The sequence below is a fragment of the Pseudomonas sp. JH-2 genome (genome assembly GCF_036231725.1).
GTDB lineage: Bacteria > Pseudomonadota > Gammaproteobacteria > Pseudomonadales > Pseudomonadaceae > Pseudomonas > Pseudomonas delhiensis.
Genome location: NZ_JAZAQP010000014.1, coordinates 77,010 through 92,381, shown reverse-complemented (window position 1 = coordinate 92,381; position 15,372 = coordinate 77,010). Strand labels below are relative to the sequence as shown.

Here is a 15,372-nt window from a genome sequence, read left to right as displayed (position 1 = left end):
TTTCACAGGTGGCACCCCCATTCCCAGGCGATGAGCGCCGGCAGAACCGGCGCGAGGATGTAGAGGCCGGCGCCGGCCAGAGCGAACAGGGCGGCACCGATGGTGTAGTGCAGGGCGTTACGCATGATCACCTCCTGCCGGCTGCGGCGCATCAGCCAGTTCGAACACACCGAAGCCCGCGCCCTCCAGTGCGCGCAGCAGCGCCAGGCCGCCGTCGATATGGTCGCCGAACGTGACCTGCACAGTTTCGGACAGTGCGCGCCCCAGGCGGCTGGCGCCCAGATTGTCCGGCTGCTCGGCGTAGGTGTAGGCGCGCTTCGTCTCCGGCAGGTCGTAGGCTTTGCCGTAGATGCCCAGCTTGCGGACCTGGATTTCAGGAGCCTGGGCGACCGGGGAGGCGTCGAGTATGGATTTGTAAAACCAACGCAGTTCCTCGTCATCGCCGACATAACCGCCGCGGTGTATTGCTTCGAGTAGGTCTTCAGTCGGCTCAATCGGAACCGGCTTCCACCCCTCCGGCACCTGCCCAGCCTGGGCGTCCTCTGCTGTAGAGCGAAGCGCGTCGTTCTGCTCCTGAAGGACTTTCACCAGGTCGCGCTCGGAGTCCAGTTCATCCCGCAGCGCGCCGACGATGCGCTCAACAGCTTCGCGCAGTTCGCGCTCGGCGTTTCTGGCGCTCTCGAAGTATTCGCGCCCACCGTTATTCGCATCGTCCCGAGTGGCGTTGCGGAACACGGATATCAGGGAGCCGATGTGCTCAAGGTCTACGGAGGGGCGAGCTTGGGCGGCGCGGAGGTCGGCAATCTCAGCGGTCATGTGCTGAACCAGCAATGCATCTGGCCAGTAGCGCGGATCGCTGCCTGGGTGAGCCGCCAGTATTCTGTCACGCCAGAACGCTACCTCAGGCCGCTCCAGCTTCGGCGCTGGGGCTTCGTCGATGAAGATGTCATCGATGGATGTCGCTTCCGGGTTTATCCCTGCACCGGGACCAAACGCTTGTAGAGTCAGGCGCTCAGCGTTGCGGTCGTACTCCTGATCGTCCAGCTCCGGCGCCGGGGAGGGTTGCGATGATGCGCTGTATTGCACGTCGCAGTCCTTGAGCAGCGATGGCTTGGTGAATGCCGGGAAGGGGTGCTCCGGTTTTGGCCATCTGATCACGGGGATTTCTAATCGATCATTGGCCACGTCAATGGTTGCGCGCAGTTCAGCGGGCGGGTTCGTTCTGAGCATGGTGCACAGTTGCTCAATCTCACGCTTGGCGATGCGTTTCATGTCGGCCCAGCCTTCCCTCTTCGCCGCGGCATCCCGCGCCTGGATCGCCTCGGCTAGTACTGCCGGATTGGCGCCGCGCTGGTGCAGCATCATGGCGAAGGTCGCCACGTCTTCGAAGGTGCCGGAGTTGCCCTTGCCCAGGTGCTCGATCAGCATGCGGGCCAGATCCTCGACCGAGCACACCTGGGCATTGTCCCAGCCGCCGCGGCCCTTGGCGCGCGAGCGCGCCATCTTGGTCTTCAGCGCCACGGCGAAGCGGTCCACGGCTGCGTCGTCTGGGTGTTGGTCGCTGCCGGCTGCTGCCAGGGCCTCGTCGATCTCTTTCAGGCGCGCCTCTGCGTCTGCGCAGTAGTCGGCGTCGAACCCGCCAATATGCGAGATGAGCCGGCGGCAGTCCTCCAGGGCGCGGCGTGTTGCCTGCAGGTGGTCGAGCCTGATGAGTGCCATGCCGGCCGGGGCCTGGCCTGGCTGGATCAACGGGGAGGCGTAGAGCTTGCTGCCGGCCGGGAGCGCGCGCAGCCGCTCCCAGGCGGCGAGGTGAAGATACGGGCCGTCGCGTTCATCGAGTGGATCGGGTGGGAGCACGGTGGCGATGGGCTCCTGCTGGAGCAGATCTGCCAAGATGCGGGTTGCTTTGCTCAGGGCGGTGCTTGCGTGAGAGATGTCTTTGCGGGCATCGCTGAGCCATTGGCGGCACTCGGCGCCCAGTAGGTTCGCCATCACCTGGTCAAGCAGCGTGGCCAGTTGTTGGGTGTTGGTGGTCATGCCGTTGCCTCCCATAGTTGCTTTTGTCCTTGGTGTTGCCGCTCCACTCGCGGGCGGCTGGGGCAGTTCCAACTGCCGCCCCCTGCTGCGCCGAGTAGCCGCCAGCCGCTACCGCGCAGACTCGCGCCGTGCTCGCTGGCAAGGGTGTAGGTGATGAGGCGGCGGTAACCTAGGGCGCGGGCGGCGCGCCACGCGGAGCCGTAGAGTTTGGAGCAGCCGTTACGGGCGCCATCCGTGCAGCAGCGAGTCACCTCCAGCGTGAGGCCGTCGTCGAGGTGGCGCGCTACGGGGCGGCCGACGATGGCCACCCCGACGATGTGGTTACCGTCAGTCAGGCCCAGGCTGAACTTGTGGCCCTGGACCGGGCCGTGGTGCCGGTGGTGCGTTGCAACGAAGGTGTTCGCCTCGGCCAAGGTCAGAGGGCAGATGGATAGGCTCATGCTGCAAGCTCCTTGACCTTGACGGGTTCCCAGTCGCCCTCGCAGAGGCCATAGGCGCTGGAGCAGGCCGAGGCGTCGTCGGCCTCTGCCATCAGGTCGTACTGGATGCCGCCGCGGGTGGTGCGGGACCACTCGACGGCCTGGCGGATGTTGGCAATACGGAATGTCTCGGCCGGACTGAGGTCCGTGATGTTGCCTCCCTGGTGCTTGGCGCTTGCTGCCGCGAAGAACGTCGAGGCTCCGCGCTTCGAGGCGGTACGCACCAGGTGTTCCCACTGCTCGATGCGGTCGATGTGCTCGGGAAAGCGCAGGGCGATCTCACGCAGTTCGCCCTTGCGGCAGTTGATGCACGGCATGCACCCGACGCGCCCCATGCCCTGGCTGTAGAGGGGGTTGGGCTTCACGCCGGCATAGCGATGGGCCTCGAACACGGCGTCCACCGGCCAGGTAAGGATCGGCCGGTAGTTGAACAGCCCGCCGCCCACCTCGTCGCACTCTGGCAGGTAGCGCCGTGCCTCGGACTCCTCGCGGCGCACGCCCTGCCACGACAGCACCATGTTTTGGCCGTCGAGCAGTGGGAGCATCACCTGCTCGATGATGACGTTGCGCTTCAGCTCCTCGGTGCAGAACTGGGCCTTGCGCGAGGGGAAGCGTCCCTTCCAGAGGCAGAGGTCGAGGAACGGGATGCCGGTGGGCTGGAGCACCTGCAGGGCGGCCTCGATGATGCTCTCGGCCACGCCTTGGTCGCGCCACTTGGTTTCGATGTAGCGGCGCTTGCCGGCGATCTGCCGGGAGAAGTCCGCGCGCCGACGCTCGATGGTCACCCCCGTGGCTTGCTCCAGATAGTCGACATACTCCAGTGTCAGCTCGTGCTCGTTGCCGGTATCGGCGAAGACGCCGCGGAGGTTCGGCACCTGGTGGGCCATGGCCACCAGCAGGGTGGCCGTGCTGTCCTTACCGCCGGAGACGCTGACGATGTTGTGTTGCTGGCCCAGCACCAGGTTGGCGCCGTACCAGGGAAGTGGCCTGGCCTGCGCAAGCGTGAGTTCGCGGAAAGCGGTCATGCTGCCTCCTGCATGGTTTCTTCGGGGAATAGGGGGTTGACCTTGAGCAGGGCGTAGTAGGGCTTCGGCGATACCGAGTTGCCGCACATCCGCACCTTGGCCTTGTTGCTGAACCTGCGGCCGTCATGCCCGATGTCGATCTTGTAGGTCGGGCGGAAGCCCTGGATCAGGTACAGCTCGCGCGGGGTGAGCATGCGCATGCCGATGTCGGTGATCACCCTGGGGTAACCATTGATCGTCACGGTCACCAGGGCGAGGCGGTCTCGGGTCGTGATGGTTGCCGCCGGATCTCGCGGGTCGTAGGTGTTGTCCGATCCGTAGTAGCCCATCAGGAACGCGGCCACGCGCAGTGCACCGGCCTCATCCTCTGGCGACAGGGTGCACTCCATCAGCGCCAGGTCGTCGGCGCCGGCGGTGATCGCAGGGGCGCCGTCGCGCAAATCTCGGCCGACACACCCATTGCGCAGCGTGACCAGGCTGGCGGTAACGACGTTCTGCTGGCTGCCGGTAGTGGTCAGCGCGGTGGCCGGCGCCGTCGGGTGACGGCCGAGCGTGGCGTTGTATCCCCCGTTGTGTTGAGCCAGGTACGCGACGCCGAGCGCGCGGTGGTTCTCGGTGAGGATCGCGCCGGCCGGCTGCTCGCAACTGGTGGGCTTGCCGCCGTAGGAAGGGCCGCCGGCGCCGACCAGCACCGGGGCGACGACGGCGAAGTGTCCGCCCTTCACCTCGCTGCAGATGGTGCGCGCTGGCTCATTCGCCGGCATGTTCCGCTGGTTGCTGGCGTTCGCGTGCTCGGTGATGAACGGCGCGAGGATGGGCTGTGCGACCGCGAAGCCCTGGCTGCCGGTGATGGTGGCGGCGGGCTCGCGCACGGACTGCCCGCGGAACTCGGCGCCCCCGTGGTTGACGCTGACGATGAACGGGTCGGCGTGCTCCAGCACGAACTTCCAGATGCCCTTGCGCAGCCGCTCCATGGTCTTGTCCACCAGCGGCCGGCGCACGCCTGCAGCCAGCCCGCCTTCCTTGTCGAGGAAGATCGACGGGCAGGGCAGGCTCCAGTCGATGTGATGGGCGACAGGCACCCATGGCTGCTGGTCAGGGCCAGGTTTCTTGGCGTGGGTTGCCTCCGGCCAGTTGAGCGGCACCCCGTCGCGGCGGGCAATGAAGAACAGGCGCTCGCGGGTGGTGGCGGCGCCGAAGTCGGCGGCCACCAGCTTGTCGTAGTGGTACTGGTAGCCCATGTCGCGCAGCAGGTGCAGGAAGCGCGCCCAGGTGCGGCCCTTGTGTTTGGGATCGGGCACCAGGTACTGGCGCTGGACGGGGACGCGCTCGCCCGGCTCCGCTACGCGGTGCTTCATCCTGCCGGTCGAGGGATCGCGCACCATGTCCAGGGTGACCACGCGACCGGTCTGCGGGCAGCGCTTGGCGATCAGCGGGCCCCACTGGAGGACCTGCATCACGTTCTCCATGGTGAGCATCAGCGGCAGCGTCTGCCCCACCCACTTGATCACCATCCACGACAGTGACCGGCTTTCCTTGCTGCGCGGTTGGCCGCCGCGGGCCTGGCTGTGATGCGTGCACTCCGGGCTCGCGTGGAGCCTGCCCACCGGCCGGCCCCTTGTCGCGTGCCGGGGCTCGACCTTGCGGATGTCCTCCCGGTAGTGGGTGGTCTGCGGATGGTTGACGATGTGCATGCTCACAGCGTCATCGTCGTGGTTGATGGCGATGTCGACGCACTCGCCCGTGGCTTCCTCCATCGCGTCGGAGGCCCCGCCGCCGCCGGCGAACAGATCGATGTTCAGGTGCTGGCGGAGGTCGAGCGGCAGCTGGGCTTCGTAGACGGCCTGGGCAAGGTCGTGTCGGCGGAAGGCGGTCATGCATCCCCCCCGGCTACCTGGTGCGCAGCCTGCCGCAGGTGCTTATACCCCTCGACAGGCTGCGCGTGCGGCGCAAGTGGGAAGCGAAGCGATGCAGCATCTTCTGCGCCCCGGCGCACGCTTGTGGTGGGGTATACGCGCCCTGCGCGGGCTTGAAGCGGGGAGGGGATGATGCCTGCTGCTGCGCAGCAGAGGCTTTTTATATCGCCACCCTCGGGCGTCGAAGGGCGGCCTGCGATAGCCTGTGCCAGCAGGGTGCGCCGGAGCGGGCCGCCGCCGCGCTGTCGCGCGGCCGCAGCTTGGGTGCTCAGGGTGGCGGGTGCCATGCCGCCGCCATGGCGGAGGGCCGCTACGCGGCGAGCCGGGACGGTGTGGAACGTGCAGCACGGCGAGGAGCCCAGCAGCACAGTTGTGGGGCCCCAGGCCAGCATTACTCCGGGGAGGTCGTTGCAGGCGGTGTCAGCGTGGGCCGCGAGGGCTTCGGCGTCGAAGCGAATGGCGATGTCGAAGAGTCTCATGCGCGATTTCCCCTGCGTGGGTAGATGGTCAATCCATCCGCCGCGCTGCCGTCGTACAGGTCGCGGTGCTTCGCGCTGCGCTCTATCCAGAGCCTGGCGGCCTCTACCTCGGCGCTCAGATAGTCGACCTCGTGGAAGATGACGTTCTCGTACTGGGGGCCTTGGGCGCCGCACGCATGGCAGAAGACATAGGCGTCGATGTCGACGCCGGCGCATCCGTAGAAGGCTTGCCGATAGACGGGGCCGCGGAGTTCGAAACTCTGCACAGTGATGGATGGCGGGCCCTCGCAGAACGGGCACGGCGGCAGCTCCGACGGCTCGATGTCTGGAATGCTCGGCCAGGGCCAGGGACCGCTAACCATGCGCGGGAGCAGGGTGCGTCCGAACAGGTTGAACACGCGCATGGTGGCGACAGCGTGGAAGCGCTCGCCGGGTTTCACCTCGGTCATGGGGCAGACGATCACCAGGTGGTCGCCATTGTCGTGCAGTGCGACCTCTTCGGTGAGGAAGCGCGGCAGGAGGAGGTTCAGGATCTTGTTCATGCTGCAGCCCTCGCACGGTGGGTGCTAGAGAGCAGCTGCAGCAGGTCCTGCCAGTAGCGCAGGCGGGCCTCCTCGGCCGACCAGGCCCTGATGAACTGCTGCATGGGCTGGGTGCCGGCGAGGCAGTCCCAGCCGTCCTGGTGCTCGGGCATGAGGTCGCGGCGTTCGGTTGCGAGCGCGATCATGTCGGCGTCGTGGATGCAGGCCGGCAGCACCGGATCGATGTCGAATCGGGCGCAGATGGCGTGCCAGATGCGCTGCTCGATCTGGCGCAGCTCGGGCACGGCTTGTTTCACGGGGCGCACGATGTCGCCGATGTAGGCTTCGGTAGCGTCGTGCAGCAGGGCCTGCAGCTTGTGCTCCGCCGGCACGAGGCTGGCGACGATGATGCAGTGCTGGGCCACGCTGTAGAAGGTGCCGCAGTGCCCGTTGAAACGGCACTGCATGGCCAGGCTGTGCGCGATGTCCTGCGGCTGGACCATGCTGCTGTTCGGTTCGAGGATGTCGAAGCGCTGGCCGCTGTTGGTGAGTATCCAGCTCATGCTACGGCCTCCAGGCTTGCCTGGTGGTTCCGCTGTGTCGCCTCGTCCTGCTGTTGGGCATCGCGGATCATGTCGCGGACGTGGGCATAGCCAGTCCGGTTCGCGAACAGCGGGAAGCGCAGCTCGCCGTGCTCTTCGTCTGCATGGACGGAGGCAGCCACTTCCAGCCACTCGATCAGCTCGGTATCAGGGTGACGCCAGTCGGAAGCGGTGGCGCGGGCGTGGAGTGCGGAGAGATGTTGGTGGATGAGCAGAGCGCGGTTGACCTTGTTGCTGCCGGTCTTCTGGATCCGCTTCGCCTCGCTGGCCAGCAAGGCAAGGGCCTTGCCCAGGTGGGTGAGGTCGTCGCCGTTCAGCGCACGCGCCATCAGCTGCTCGGCCTCATCCTGGAGAGCGGCGCAGTATTCGAGTGCGCCGGCCAGGTGTTTCTGGCTCAGCTCATGGCCCTCCTTCGTGTGGGCCAGTATCGCGGACATAAGTCTCATCCGGCTGTTGAGCGTGCCGATGTCTTCCTGCAGGGCGGCGACCAGCTCGGCCTGCTCCTCCTTCCCGGCCTCGTAGCCGTTGGTGTATTCCGCGGCCGCGGCCAGCAGTTGGCCCTTGTGGAGCCCGCGGATGTAGGTGGCGCCGAGCAGCAGGATCATCGGCAGAAGGATGCCCAGTACCAGGGCGGTGATCTGGTGGTTGGTCAACATGGTGGTGTGCTCCTAGTGGTGGTTTCGCCGGTGGTGGCGGCGAGGTGTCTTAGGCGACGCGGTGTTGCTCTTTATGCTTGGCCGTCAGGGCGGCCCAGGTCCTGAAGCCGTGCACCTTGGCCAGTTCCTCCAGTGCCTGGCAGTGGCTGCATCCGGTAGCTTTCTTGATGGCTTTGGCCTGTTTCTTCAGGCGCTCGAGGCTCGGGCGAGTTTGTTGCTGTGGCATGTGGTGTCCTCAGCTTTTCGGCTGCGTCCGGCGCGCCAGATCCTCATCCGCGAGGTAGGCTCGCTGTTCGATGAAGGCCGCGAGGTGGTGGGCTTCGATGAACTGGGGCGCCTTCGCGCTGTCGCTCAGGGTGGTGACCGGGAGGCCGATGCCGCCCGCCTTGAGCGCCTTCGCGAAGTTGTCCTTGTTGAGGTTGCGGAAGTACCGTTCGCGCAATGTTTCGATGGGGATCAGTACGTCGCCGAAGGTCCGGTAGACGAGATCCACCGTCTCCCTCCTGGGCGCCGGCAGCAGGCGCAGCTCGGGCTGCTGGTCGGGGCGCTGACTCATGCCGCCGTCCAGTTGGCATCGCGCCAGGCTTTGGCCCGTTCGCCCCCGGTGTAGGCCGGTGCGCCATAGATCAGCTCCATGGCTCTCTCGTGCTGGGCGGAGTTGGTGAGGTCGTGTAGCCGACCGAACAGATCGGAGCTGATGGATTGGCTTTCGTTGGCCAGGTACAGCGCGCCGAAGGCCTGCCAGGCATTCGTTTCCACTCCGTTCGAGCCTTGTGCTTCACGTGCTCTCTTGCAGTAGCGCAGTACGTGCTTGATCAGGGTTTTCTCGATGCTCGGGGTTGAATCAGGTTGCTTGTTCATGCCTTGCCTCCTTTCTGGTGGTTCCAGGCGATCTCTACGTGGGTTCGGACCAGGTCGCGCCACTCGGCCGGCACGTTCTCCAGGGCGGCCCTGCGCTCCTCCTTCGAGCGCAGGGCGACGATCTGGCGGGCGTAATGGCGGGGGCGGGTTCCCAGGTCAGCCGACATCGCGGCGGTCCTGCTGGACCGGTGGCATGGGGCGCGGGATGCCGAGCTTTTCGCGCAGCCAGGCGATGCCTGCCGGGCGCACGCGGGTGGAGTAGCTGTATTGCTGGCCAAGCTCCGGGTGTTGCCAGTTGCCCTCGTGCTCGCGCAGGTACAGGCGGTCGCGCAGCGGGTGGGCTGGCAGCTTGCCGTTGAGCAGGCCTGCCTCGCGCATGCGCCGGATGAGGACGGTGCGCGTCAGGCCGAGTTCCTTGGCGGCTTCCTGCAGGGAAAGGTCTCGCATGCTGGCCCCCTACGCCGCCCGGGGCGCCTTGGGCATGCCCGAGGCGGCCAGGTGTTCGACGGATTCCAGCAGCGCTTGGAAGCACTTCGCCGGGGCCTGGTGAAGCGTCCAGGCGCTGGTGCGCGGCTGACTCTCGCCCAGGCTCAGCAGGGCCGTGATGCCCTGAGTGTTGTAGGTGCGGTGCACCGCGACCTTCACCGGGTGTTCCAGGCCGACGTGCACATCCAGGAACCCACCCTTGCGCACCAGGTCGCGCAGCGCCTGCTGTTGGGCGGTATCTACCAGGGAATCGAGTTGGGGGAGGGCTGGAATGGTGCGAGCCGGGGCAGGTTCGGCCGAGTCGATACGTCCGTTGGCGATGGCCTCGATGAAGTCGGACAGGGTGACGTCGCCGCGGGGCTCGCGATGGCTGATGGTGATGCGGTGGCGTTCGCCGCCCATCTCGACCAGCACCGCGGCCTCGCCGGCGCTCTGCTCGACCTGCATGGTCAGTTGGAGGAAGCGGCGGCCGTAGGCGGAACGGCAGGAGTGGTTGAATTTCCCGTTGAGCTGCAGCTGGGCGGCCAGGCTGCGGAGGGAGCTATCAGAGAGGGTGAATTGGTTGCTCATGCCGCGTCACCCCCGAACGGAGGTTGATCGTCGAGCACGAAAAAGCGGCGGTCGCCGAGGTGGTCAAGGAAAGCGATCTGAGCGGCGCCGGTTTCGATTACGGCGAAGTTCAGGGGGCGCTTGCTGCGGCCGGAGACGAACTGGCAGCCGGAAGCGGCGGCTAGGCGGCGCACCTCGAAGATGCGCGTGGTATCGACGTTCGGGTGAACGTGAACAGTGGCGGAAACGGACATGGTTGCCTCGCTCTGTGGTGGAGAGTCGAGGCAACTCTAACTTAGGTTTTAGGCAATATCAACAACCTATGGTGTAGGTTGGGTGGCGGAGCGCCTAGGGATGGGGGGCGCGTTGAGTGGTCGGACGATTGACCACCAGAAAACACGTCCAAGAACCCGCATTTGCTTCTCCATGTACTGCTCGAAGGTGTAGGTCTCGCTTGGATAGTCATCGTCGTTGTAGCTGATGAGCCTGATTCCGCCGCCGTTGAGCTGCTCAAGGAACTTCACTCGAAGTTCGCCCTCCTGCTCAAGTGCGTAGAGGTGTTCGGGCAGAATTCGCGTCATTCCCCGGTCGATTCCAATGGTTGCACCGTGGAGGATAAGCGGTTCCTGGCTTTTGCCGGTCACTGTTGCGCACATGGCGTTGGCTGGCGAGACGCCGCAAGCTCGAAGGGTGGCGTAGGAGAATCGCAGCACCCGCCCTGGTTCGGCCTGAACGGCGGTACGGCCATGCCCGGCGGCAATCTCTACCTGCTTGTAAAGGGGTATTTCGACTTCGTCGTCATCAAGCGGAGTGCTGCTATCCCAGGGAGCTATAGGTTCCAACTCGACACTTGATGGTTTACCCGGTGCTTTGCTTGGTCTGTGCAAGACAGTGACGGATGCCGGCATTTCGCCGCTCTCCAGCCACGCAACCGAGATACCCATTCCCCGGGCGATGGCTCCGGTCTTTCGGCTCTCTGTGGTTTGTCCTTCGAGAATCTTGAAGATGGTGGTTTGTGAGCAGCCAGCCGCCCTTGCGACTGCTGATTGGCCCATGTCGAGTTGCTCCATTGCGTAGCGGAGGCGGTCGGCGAGGGTGGGGAGTAGTTCGTGAGGTAGGTATTTCATGCGTCCATTCTAATACCTTGGTTATAGGTGCGCTTTTATCTTTGGGTGTTGACCTTTCTATTCCAAAGGTTGTAGCCTTTGCAGGACGTTCTCCACCACAGAGCAAACCACCATGACTACCACCCTATCCGATGCGGACCAATGCCGGCAGGCGCTAGAAAAGGTCCTATCCCTCTGCGACGACAATCAGTCTGAGCTGGCCCGTCGCTGCGGCGTCAAACAGCCCCATGTCTGGAAGTGGCTGCGTGCTGGCCGCGTACCGGTCGAGCGCGTCCCGGACGTCGTCGCCGCCGTCGCTGGCCAAGTGCAGGCTTGGGAGCTTCGCCCTGACTTGCCGCGGCTGTTTCCCCAGCCTGAAACCCATCCGCGGGCTGCTGCCTAGGTATCGTTGACTCCTTGCATGCAACACCACGGCATGCAGGGTGGGGTTGCAAGGCCAGCCGGTGGGAGCACACCACGTACTACACGCCGGCCCGCCTCGCTTCCCCGAACCAAGGCGCGGACGCCTTGGGTTGCCTGCCTCTCCACCACAGATCAGCAGGCTGTTTCGGCAGGGTAGGCGACGGATCGCCAGTCCTGCCTGGGGGCGCGGACGGCTTTTCCACCACAGAGCGGCCGTCCGCTTCATGACCACCTGACGGTGACCATGCCGCAACTATAACCACAGGATGCGGCTCGGTCACTGGCAGACTTTTGGGGTTAATGCCATATGAGCCGAGCACCTGCCTCGTGCGTCGACCGCGCACAGCGCGAAATCCTTCCTCTCAACCTCTCTCTCTACCATGCCGCGCGGGACTATCCTGGCGGCGCCAAGGCCCTCGCCGCCATCTACGGGCGCAACGCCACGACACTGCAGCACAAGCTGAGCCCCACCCACCCCACCCACCAGCCGAACCCGGAGGAGATCGAGGAGGTGACCGCCTCCACGCGAGATCCGCGCATCATCGACTCCATGATCGAGGCCTATGGCGACGCCGCTTGGGTGGACCTGCGCGGCGTGGCAGACGAGATCCGTCGCGAGTGCGGCCAGGAATTCGACTCCGCGGCCGCCATCCTGAAGGCGATCAGCGAGACGCTGCAGCGCCAATCGAGGTTGACGCAGACCATTGCCGAGCACTTGGCCAACGACGGCATGATCGATCAGCACGAGCTGGCCGAGCAGAAGCTGCTACTGCGCCGTGTCCAGGGAGCATTGCTGGCTCTTGAGCGCCTGCTGGAACAGGAAGCGGAGGTGGCCCGTGGCTGATATCGCGGACAAGGCCAACGACCTGGTGTTGGAGCGGATGGATGCCTACCTCGCCGCGCGCAAGCCGGTCGAGGGGGGGGCATCGCTGGACGAATGCCTGGATTGCGGCGATCCGATCCCGGTCGCGCGTCAGTTGGCTGCCCCGGGCTGCACGCTGTGTACCTGGTGCCAGGCCCTGTCGGAACAGAGGAGGCGCGCTAATGGCTGATCAGGCACTGGACGACGTTCTCGCGCAGCTGAACGACCATGGCCTGGAGCCGTTCAGCAAGCGCAATCCAACCTGGGTGTTCGGCAAGCTGACTCGCTGCAAGGCTGCTGGCGACAGCGTGGGGGAGCAGACCGGCTGGTACGTACTGCACCCGTACACGACGGAGAAGGGTGACCAACTGTATTTCGGCGCCTTCGGCGACTGGCGTTCGGACGAGTCGCACAAGCTGAAGGTGAGGGGCGTCAAAATGACGCCCGAAGAGCGCGAGCTGATGCGGGCCCGCCAGGAAGATGCCAAGCGTCGGGCGGCGGAGCGCGCGGAGAAAGCGGCGCGCCTCGCTGCGCGGCGTGCTTCCGCGATGTGGGAGCGGCTGCCGGACAAGGGGCGTAGTCCGTACCTGGACCGCAAGCAGATCGTCGGCATCAACGTACGGTATGGCCGCAAGGGCGAACTGTTGGTGCCGATGAAGACGGCTAAGGCCGGCGTGGTCGGCCTGCAGGTCATTCACCCCGAGCGGCAGGCCGATACTGGGCGCGACAAGCAGTACTGGCCCTTCGGTATGCAGAAGGAGGGCGCCTATTGCTTGATCGGGCCGCACCCCGAGCCCGGCGAGCCGATCCTGATCGCCGAGGGCTATGCAACGGGTGTCAGCCTGCACATGGCGACCTCGCTCACCGTGTGCGTCGCCTTCGACGCTGGCAACCTGCTGCCGGTCGGCAAGGCCATGCGTGATGAATACCCGGGCCGCCCGCTGATCTTCTGTGCCGACGACGACTGGAAGACCACCAAGGCCGATAAGCTGACGCCCTGGAACCCCGGTGTGGAGAAGGCGGAAAACGCCTCGGTGATCCTCGGTGGTCAGTTCGTGGTACCAGTGTTCAGCGTGGAACGCGAGGACAAGTGGACCGACTGGAACGACCTGCACGTCAGCGAAGGCCTGGATGCGGTGCGACGCCAGGTGATGGCGGTTGTGAAGCCCGCCGCCGATGAGGGCTGGCGGCTGCTACTGCGCCGGTCGCAGAGCGGCGGGCTATCCGGGCACATGATCAACGTCAGCCTGATCCTTGGCAACGATGAGCGCTGGGCCGGTGTGCTCGGCTTCGACCAGTTCAGCAGCAAGACGGTGAAGCTGCGGACGCCGCCCTACGGTGGAGAGCCCGGGGAATGGACAGACCTCGACGACATGCTGACCGCCGAGTGGCTCGCGCAGCAGTACGGCCTGCTGGTGAAGACTGGCACCGTGCTAGAGGGCGTCAGCGTCACCGCCAGCAAGAACAGCTTCCACCCGGTGCGCCAGTACCTGGATGGCTTGATCTGGGACCACACCCCGCGCCTGGAGTCGTGGCTGCACCTGATCATGGGGGTGCCGCTGTCGCCCTACAGCATGAAGGTGGCCAAGCGCTGGATGATCGGCGCCGTGGCCCGGGTGATGAAGCCCGGGGCGAAGGTCGACAACGTGCTGATCCTCGAAGGCCTGCAGGGGGAAGGCAAGTCGACCGCCCTGGCTGTGCTGGGCGGGGAGTGGTTCATGGACACGCCCTTCACCCTCGGCGACAAGGAAGCGTTCCAGATGATTCGCGGCAAGTGGCTGATCGAGCTCGGCGAGCTCGACGCATTCAACAAGGCCGACTCGACCAAGGCGAAGCAGTTCTTCTCGGCCTCGGTTGACACCTTCCGAGAGAGCTACGGCCGCCGGACTGCGGACGTGCCACGCCAGTGTGTGTTCGCCGGCACTACCAACCAGGAAGAGTACCTGAAGGACACCACCGGCAACCGGCGTTACTGGCCGGTGCGGTGCACGAAGGTGGAGCTGGACGCTCTGCGCGAGATCCGCGACCAGCTATGGGCCGAGGCGGCGTTCTGCTACGGCGCCGGCGATATCTGGTGGGTGACCCGGGATGAGCGAGAGCTATTCGAGGAGGAGCAGGACGCCCGCTACACCGTCGACGCCTGGGAATACAAGATCCTGCCCTGGCTGGAGGACTACGTGGGCGAGACGGTCACCAGCGACCAGATTCTTGGTGGCGCGCTCAACCTTGATTTCGGGCATTGGGGTAAGCCCGAGCAGATGCGTGTGGGGCACATCATGAACCGCCTGCAATGGCGCCGGAAGCTCATGTCTCCTTCGAAAGCATCGGGGCGGCGTCAGTGGGCCTATTTCAGGCCAGAGAACTGGCGGCGTACTGCGCAGCCTGCCGAAATGGAGGATGCATTTTGATCAAGGCCATTGATGAGATGTTGAAGCAATGGGCGGCCGAGCTGCATCCGCCGGAAGGCGCTCGGGTGGACTTGCCGGGGCGTGGCCAGAACATGATTGCCACTCTGATGGCGACCAAGGGCGAGCTGATCCGCGGATCGCGCGGATCGACGTGTTATTGGGATCGAACGGCGGACATTGAGCTGATCGTGAACAAGCGCCTGCCGCCTGATCTGGAGCACTTGGTGCGTGTCCATTACACCGACTACGACAGTCCTGATTCCATGAAGTGGGAACACTGTCGGTGTAGTAGGCCGCAATACTATCGAAGGCTGAATGTCGCACATGCGTCAATTGCCGAACTTCTATTGTTGAGAAAGGCTGCGTAATATCTGCGCACTGCCGGGCCGATCCGGCCCGGCAATCAACTGATGGTATTTACTTTAGGAGGAACCCTTGAGCCAAGATGAGTATCAGAACGATTTGACGAATCGCATTCGTGCGTGGATGGATAAGTCCGGGTGGCCTGAAGATATCGCCTCAGATGATGTGATCAGGGGGCTCGGGCGCCTAGACTTGGTTGGACACAAACCCTCGCAGATGGCGGTCGGCAAGGTGATGTCTCAGTTAGGCTATGAGCGGTTCCGTCGCGCGCCGGGGGCTGATGGGCGGCGCCCTTGGGCATACCGCCCGATCAAGCGGGCGAGGCTTTAACTGTGCCTGAACCACTGATCCACCTATTTCCCTATGTAATGCGCGAGCACACGCACGCGCTTACGCATTCGCGCAGCGTATCTTTTATTATTCTTTTTTTCTCGCGTATACATAGGGAAATAGGTGGATCAGTGGTTCATAGACAAAGGCTCTTAATGCCGAGTTGTGATGTTTCCGTTTTTCGCCAGTACATTTCCAGCATGTCACCCACATATTGCCGTTTGGCGTTAAGTTTCACTTGCTGCCATGAGAATTCGCATGTAAAAAGT

General features: G+C 64.6%; 21 protein-coding genes. 5 read left to right on the top strand and 16 right to left on the bottom strand.

Annotation, left to right across the window (positions count from 1 at the left end):
- Positions 1-2: 2 nt before the first annotated feature.
- The 16 genes from VV867_RS12570 to VV867_RS12495 form a co-directional block, all read right to left on the bottom strand.
- Positions 3-125, bottom strand: a complete 123-nt coding sequence (locus VV867_RS12570) for a hypothetical protein (protein ID WP_328566572.1) — start codon at positions 123-125, stop codon at positions 3-5.
- The gene (locus VV867_RS12565) at positions 118-2,037 is read right to left on the bottom strand and encodes a hypothetical protein (protein WP_328566571.1); all 1,920 of its coding nucleotides are present in this window, start codon (positions 2,035-2,037) and stop codon (positions 118-120) included. The genes VV867_RS12570 and VV867_RS12565 overlap by 8 nt, the downstream gene beginning before the upstream one ends.
- On the bottom strand, positions 2,034-2,477 hold the full coding sequence (locus VV867_RS12560; RefSeq protein WP_328566570.1) for an XF1762 family protein: 444 nt from the start codon (positions 2,475-2,477) through the stop codon (positions 2,034-2,036). Before VV867_RS12560 ends, VV867_RS12565 begins: the two co-directional genes overlap by 4 nt.
- Positions 2,474-3,541, bottom strand: a complete 1,068-nt coding sequence (locus tag VV867_RS12555; RefSeq protein WP_328566569.1) for a phosphoadenosine phosphosulfate reductase family protein — start codon at positions 3,539-3,541, stop codon at positions 2,474-2,476. The genes VV867_RS12560 and VV867_RS12555 overlap by 4 nt, the downstream gene beginning before the upstream one ends.
- Positions 3,538-5,418: a DNA cytosine methyltransferase gene (locus VV867_RS12550; RefSeq protein WP_328566568.1), complete on the bottom strand. Its 1,881-nt coding sequence runs from the start codon at positions 5,416-5,418 to the stop codon at positions 3,538-3,540. Before VV867_RS12550 ends, VV867_RS12555 begins: the two co-directional genes overlap by 4 nt.
- Before the next feature lie 514 nt (positions 5,419-5,932).
- Positions 5,933-6,478, bottom strand: a complete 546-nt coding sequence (locus tag VV867_RS12545) for a Lar family restriction alleviation protein (RefSeq protein ID WP_328566567.1) — start codon at positions 6,476-6,478, stop codon at positions 5,933-5,935.
- Positions 6,475-7,020: a phosphohydrolase gene (locus tag VV867_RS12540; protein WP_328566566.1), complete on the bottom strand. Its 546-nt coding sequence runs from the start codon at positions 7,018-7,020 to the stop codon at positions 6,475-6,477. Before VV867_RS12540 ends, VV867_RS12545 begins: the two co-directional genes overlap by 4 nt.
- Complete coding sequence (locus VV867_RS12535) at positions 7,017-7,715, bottom strand: hypothetical protein (RefSeq protein WP_328566565.1); 699 nt, start codon at positions 7,713-7,715, stop codon at positions 7,017-7,019. The genes VV867_RS12540 and VV867_RS12535 overlap by 4 nt, the downstream gene beginning before the upstream one ends.
- Positions 7,716-7,764: 49 nt before the next feature.
- Positions 7,765-7,941: a glyoxalase superfamily protein gene (locus VV867_RS12530; RefSeq protein ID WP_328566564.1), complete on the bottom strand. Its 177-nt coding sequence runs from the start codon at positions 7,939-7,941 to the stop codon at positions 7,765-7,767.
- 9 nt (positions 7,942-7,950) lie between these two features.
- The gene (locus tag VV867_RS12525; protein WP_328566563.1) at positions 7,951-8,271 is read right to left on the bottom strand and encodes a pyocin activator PrtN family protein; all 321 of its coding nucleotides are present in this window, start codon (positions 8,269-8,271) and stop codon (positions 7,951-7,953) included.
- Positions 8,268-8,576 (bottom strand): hypothetical protein, encoded by a 309-nt coding sequence (locus tag VV867_RS12520; protein ID WP_328566562.1) that lies wholly within the window; start codon positions 8,574-8,576, stop codon positions 8,268-8,270. The genes VV867_RS12525 and VV867_RS12520 overlap by 4 nt, the downstream gene beginning before the upstream one ends.
- The gene (locus VV867_RS12515) at positions 8,573-8,743 is read right to left on the bottom strand and encodes a hypothetical protein (RefSeq protein ID WP_328566561.1); all 171 of its coding nucleotides are present in this window, start codon (positions 8,741-8,743) and stop codon (positions 8,573-8,575) included. Before VV867_RS12515 ends, VV867_RS12520 begins: the two co-directional genes overlap by 4 nt.
- Positions 8,733-9,023, bottom strand: coding sequence for a phage antirepressor KilAC domain-containing protein (locus VV867_RS12510; protein WP_328566560.1), 291 nt, complete (start codon positions 9,021-9,023; stop codon positions 8,733-8,735). The genes VV867_RS12515 and VV867_RS12510 overlap by 11 nt, the downstream gene beginning before the upstream one ends.
- A 9-nt stretch (positions 9,024-9,032) precedes the next feature.
- Complete coding sequence (locus tag VV867_RS12505) at positions 9,033-9,632, bottom strand: hypothetical protein (RefSeq protein WP_328566559.1); 600 nt, start codon at positions 9,630-9,632, stop codon at positions 9,033-9,035.
- A complete protein-coding gene (locus VV867_RS12500) occupies positions 9,629-9,865 on the bottom strand; it encodes a hypothetical protein (RefSeq protein WP_328566558.1) in 237 nt (78 codons plus the stop codon). Before VV867_RS12500 ends, VV867_RS12505 begins: the two co-directional genes overlap by 4 nt.
- A 66-nt stretch (positions 9,866-9,931) precedes the next feature.
- On the bottom strand, positions 9,932-10,738 hold the full coding sequence (locus tag VV867_RS12495; RefSeq protein ID WP_328566557.1) for an XRE family transcriptional regulator: 807 nt from the start codon (positions 10,736-10,738) through the stop codon (positions 9,932-9,934).
- A 112-nt stretch (positions 10,739-10,850) separates the two neighbouring features.
- Here VV867_RS12495 and VV867_RS31170 point away from each other — a divergent pair, with 112 nt between their 5' ends.
- From VV867_RS31170 to VV867_RS12475, 5 genes are all read left to right on the top strand, one after another.
- The gene (locus tag VV867_RS31170; RefSeq protein WP_442965019.1) at positions 10,851-11,120 is read left to right on the top strand and encodes a transcriptional regulator; all 270 of its coding nucleotides are present in this window, start codon (positions 10,851-10,853) and stop codon (positions 11,118-11,120) included.
- Positions 11,121-11,447: 327 nt separating this feature from the next.
- Positions 11,448-11,984 carry a phage regulatory CII family protein gene (locus tag VV867_RS12490; RefSeq protein WP_328566556.1) on the top strand — a complete coding sequence of 179 codons (537 nt, stop codon included), beginning with the start codon at positions 11,448-11,450 and terminating at the stop codon, positions 11,982-11,984.
- The gene (locus tag VV867_RS12485; protein ID WP_328566555.1) at positions 11,977-12,192 is read left to right on the top strand and encodes a TraR/DksA C4-type zinc finger protein; all 216 of its coding nucleotides are present in this window, start codon (positions 11,977-11,979) and stop codon (positions 12,190-12,192) included. The genes VV867_RS12490 and VV867_RS12485 overlap by 8 nt, the downstream gene beginning before the upstream one ends.
- Positions 12,185-14,410 (top strand): VapE domain-containing protein, encoded by a 2,226-nt coding sequence (locus VV867_RS12480; RefSeq protein ID WP_328566554.1) that lies wholly within the window; start codon positions 12,185-12,187, stop codon positions 14,408-14,410. Before VV867_RS12485 ends, VV867_RS12480 begins: the two co-directional genes overlap by 8 nt.
- Positions 14,407-14,778, top strand: a complete 372-nt coding sequence (locus VV867_RS12475; RefSeq protein ID WP_328566553.1) for a PA0613 family protein — start codon at positions 14,407-14,409, stop codon at positions 14,776-14,778. The genes VV867_RS12480 and VV867_RS12475 overlap by 4 nt, the downstream gene beginning before the upstream one ends.
- Positions 14,779-15,372: the final 594 nt, after the last annotated feature.

Bases quoted from the DNA above. Each gene is read 5' to 3' on its own strand.
- VV867_RS12570 (WP_328566572.1), bottom strand. From the start codon at position 125: ATGCGTAACGCCCTGCACTACACCATCGGTGCCGCCCTGTTCGCTCTG.
- VV867_RS12565 (WP_328566571.1), bottom strand. From the start codon at position 2,037: ATGACCACCAACACCCAACAACTGGCCACGCTGCTTGACCAGGTGATG.
- VV867_RS12560 (WP_328566570.1), bottom strand. From the start codon at position 2,477: ATGAGCCTATCCATCTGCCCTCTGACCTTGGCCGAGGCGAACACCTTC.
- VV867_RS12555 (WP_328566569.1), bottom strand. From the start codon at position 3,541: ATGACCGCTTTCCGCGAACTCACGCTTGCGCAGGCCAGGCCACTTCCC.
- VV867_RS12550 (WP_328566568.1), bottom strand. From the start codon at position 5,418: ATGACCGCCTTCCGCCGACACGACCTTGCCCAGGCCGTCTACGAAGCC.
- VV867_RS12545 (WP_328566567.1), bottom strand. From the start codon at position 6,478: ATGAACAAGATCCTGAACCTCCTCCTGCCGCGCTTCCTCACCGAAGAG.
- VV867_RS12540 (WP_328566566.1), bottom strand. From the start codon at position 7,020: ATGAGCTGGATACTCACCAACAGCGGCCAGCGCTTCGACATCCTCGAA.
- VV867_RS12535 (WP_328566565.1), bottom strand. From the start codon at position 7,715: ATGTTGACCAACCACCAGATCACCGCCCTGGTACTGGGCATCCTTCTG.
- VV867_RS12530 (WP_328566564.1), bottom strand. From the start codon at position 7,941: ATGCCACAGCAACAAACTCGCCCGAGCCTCGAGCGCCTGAAGAAACAG.
- VV867_RS12525 (WP_328566563.1), bottom strand. From the start codon at position 8,271: ATGAGTCAGCGCCCCGACCAGCAGCCCGAGCTGCGCCTGCTGCCGGCG.
- VV867_RS12520 (WP_328566562.1), bottom strand. From the start codon at position 8,576: ATGAACAAGCAACCTGATTCAACCCCGAGCATCGAGAAAACCCTGATC.
- VV867_RS12515 (WP_328566561.1), bottom strand. From the start codon at position 8,743: ATGTCGGCTGACCTGGGAACCCGCCCCCGCCATTACGCCCGCCAGATC.
- VV867_RS12510 (WP_328566560.1), bottom strand. From the start codon at position 9,023: ATGCGAGACCTTTCCCTGCAGGAAGCCGCCAAGGAACTCGGCCTGACG.
- VV867_RS12505 (WP_328566559.1), bottom strand. From the start codon at position 9,632: ATGAGCAACCAATTCACCCTCTCTGATAGCTCCCTCCGCAGCCTGGCC.
- VV867_RS12500 (WP_328566558.1), bottom strand. From the start codon at position 9,865: ATGTCCGTTTCCGCCACTGTTCACGTTCACCCGAACGTCGATACCACG.
- VV867_RS12495 (WP_328566557.1), bottom strand. From the start codon at position 10,738: ATGAAATACCTACCTCACGAACTACTCCCCACCCTCGCCGACCGCCTC.
- VV867_RS31170 (WP_442965019.1), top strand. From the start codon at position 10,851: ATGACTACCACCCTATCCGATGCGGACCAATGCCGGCAGGCGCTAGAA.
- VV867_RS12490 (WP_328566556.1), top strand. From the start codon at position 11,448: ATGAGCCGAGCACCTGCCTCGTGCGTCGACCGCGCACAGCGCGAAATC.
- VV867_RS12480 (WP_328566554.1), top strand. From the start codon at position 12,185: ATGGCTGATCAGGCACTGGACGACGTTCTCGCGCAGCTGAACGACCAT.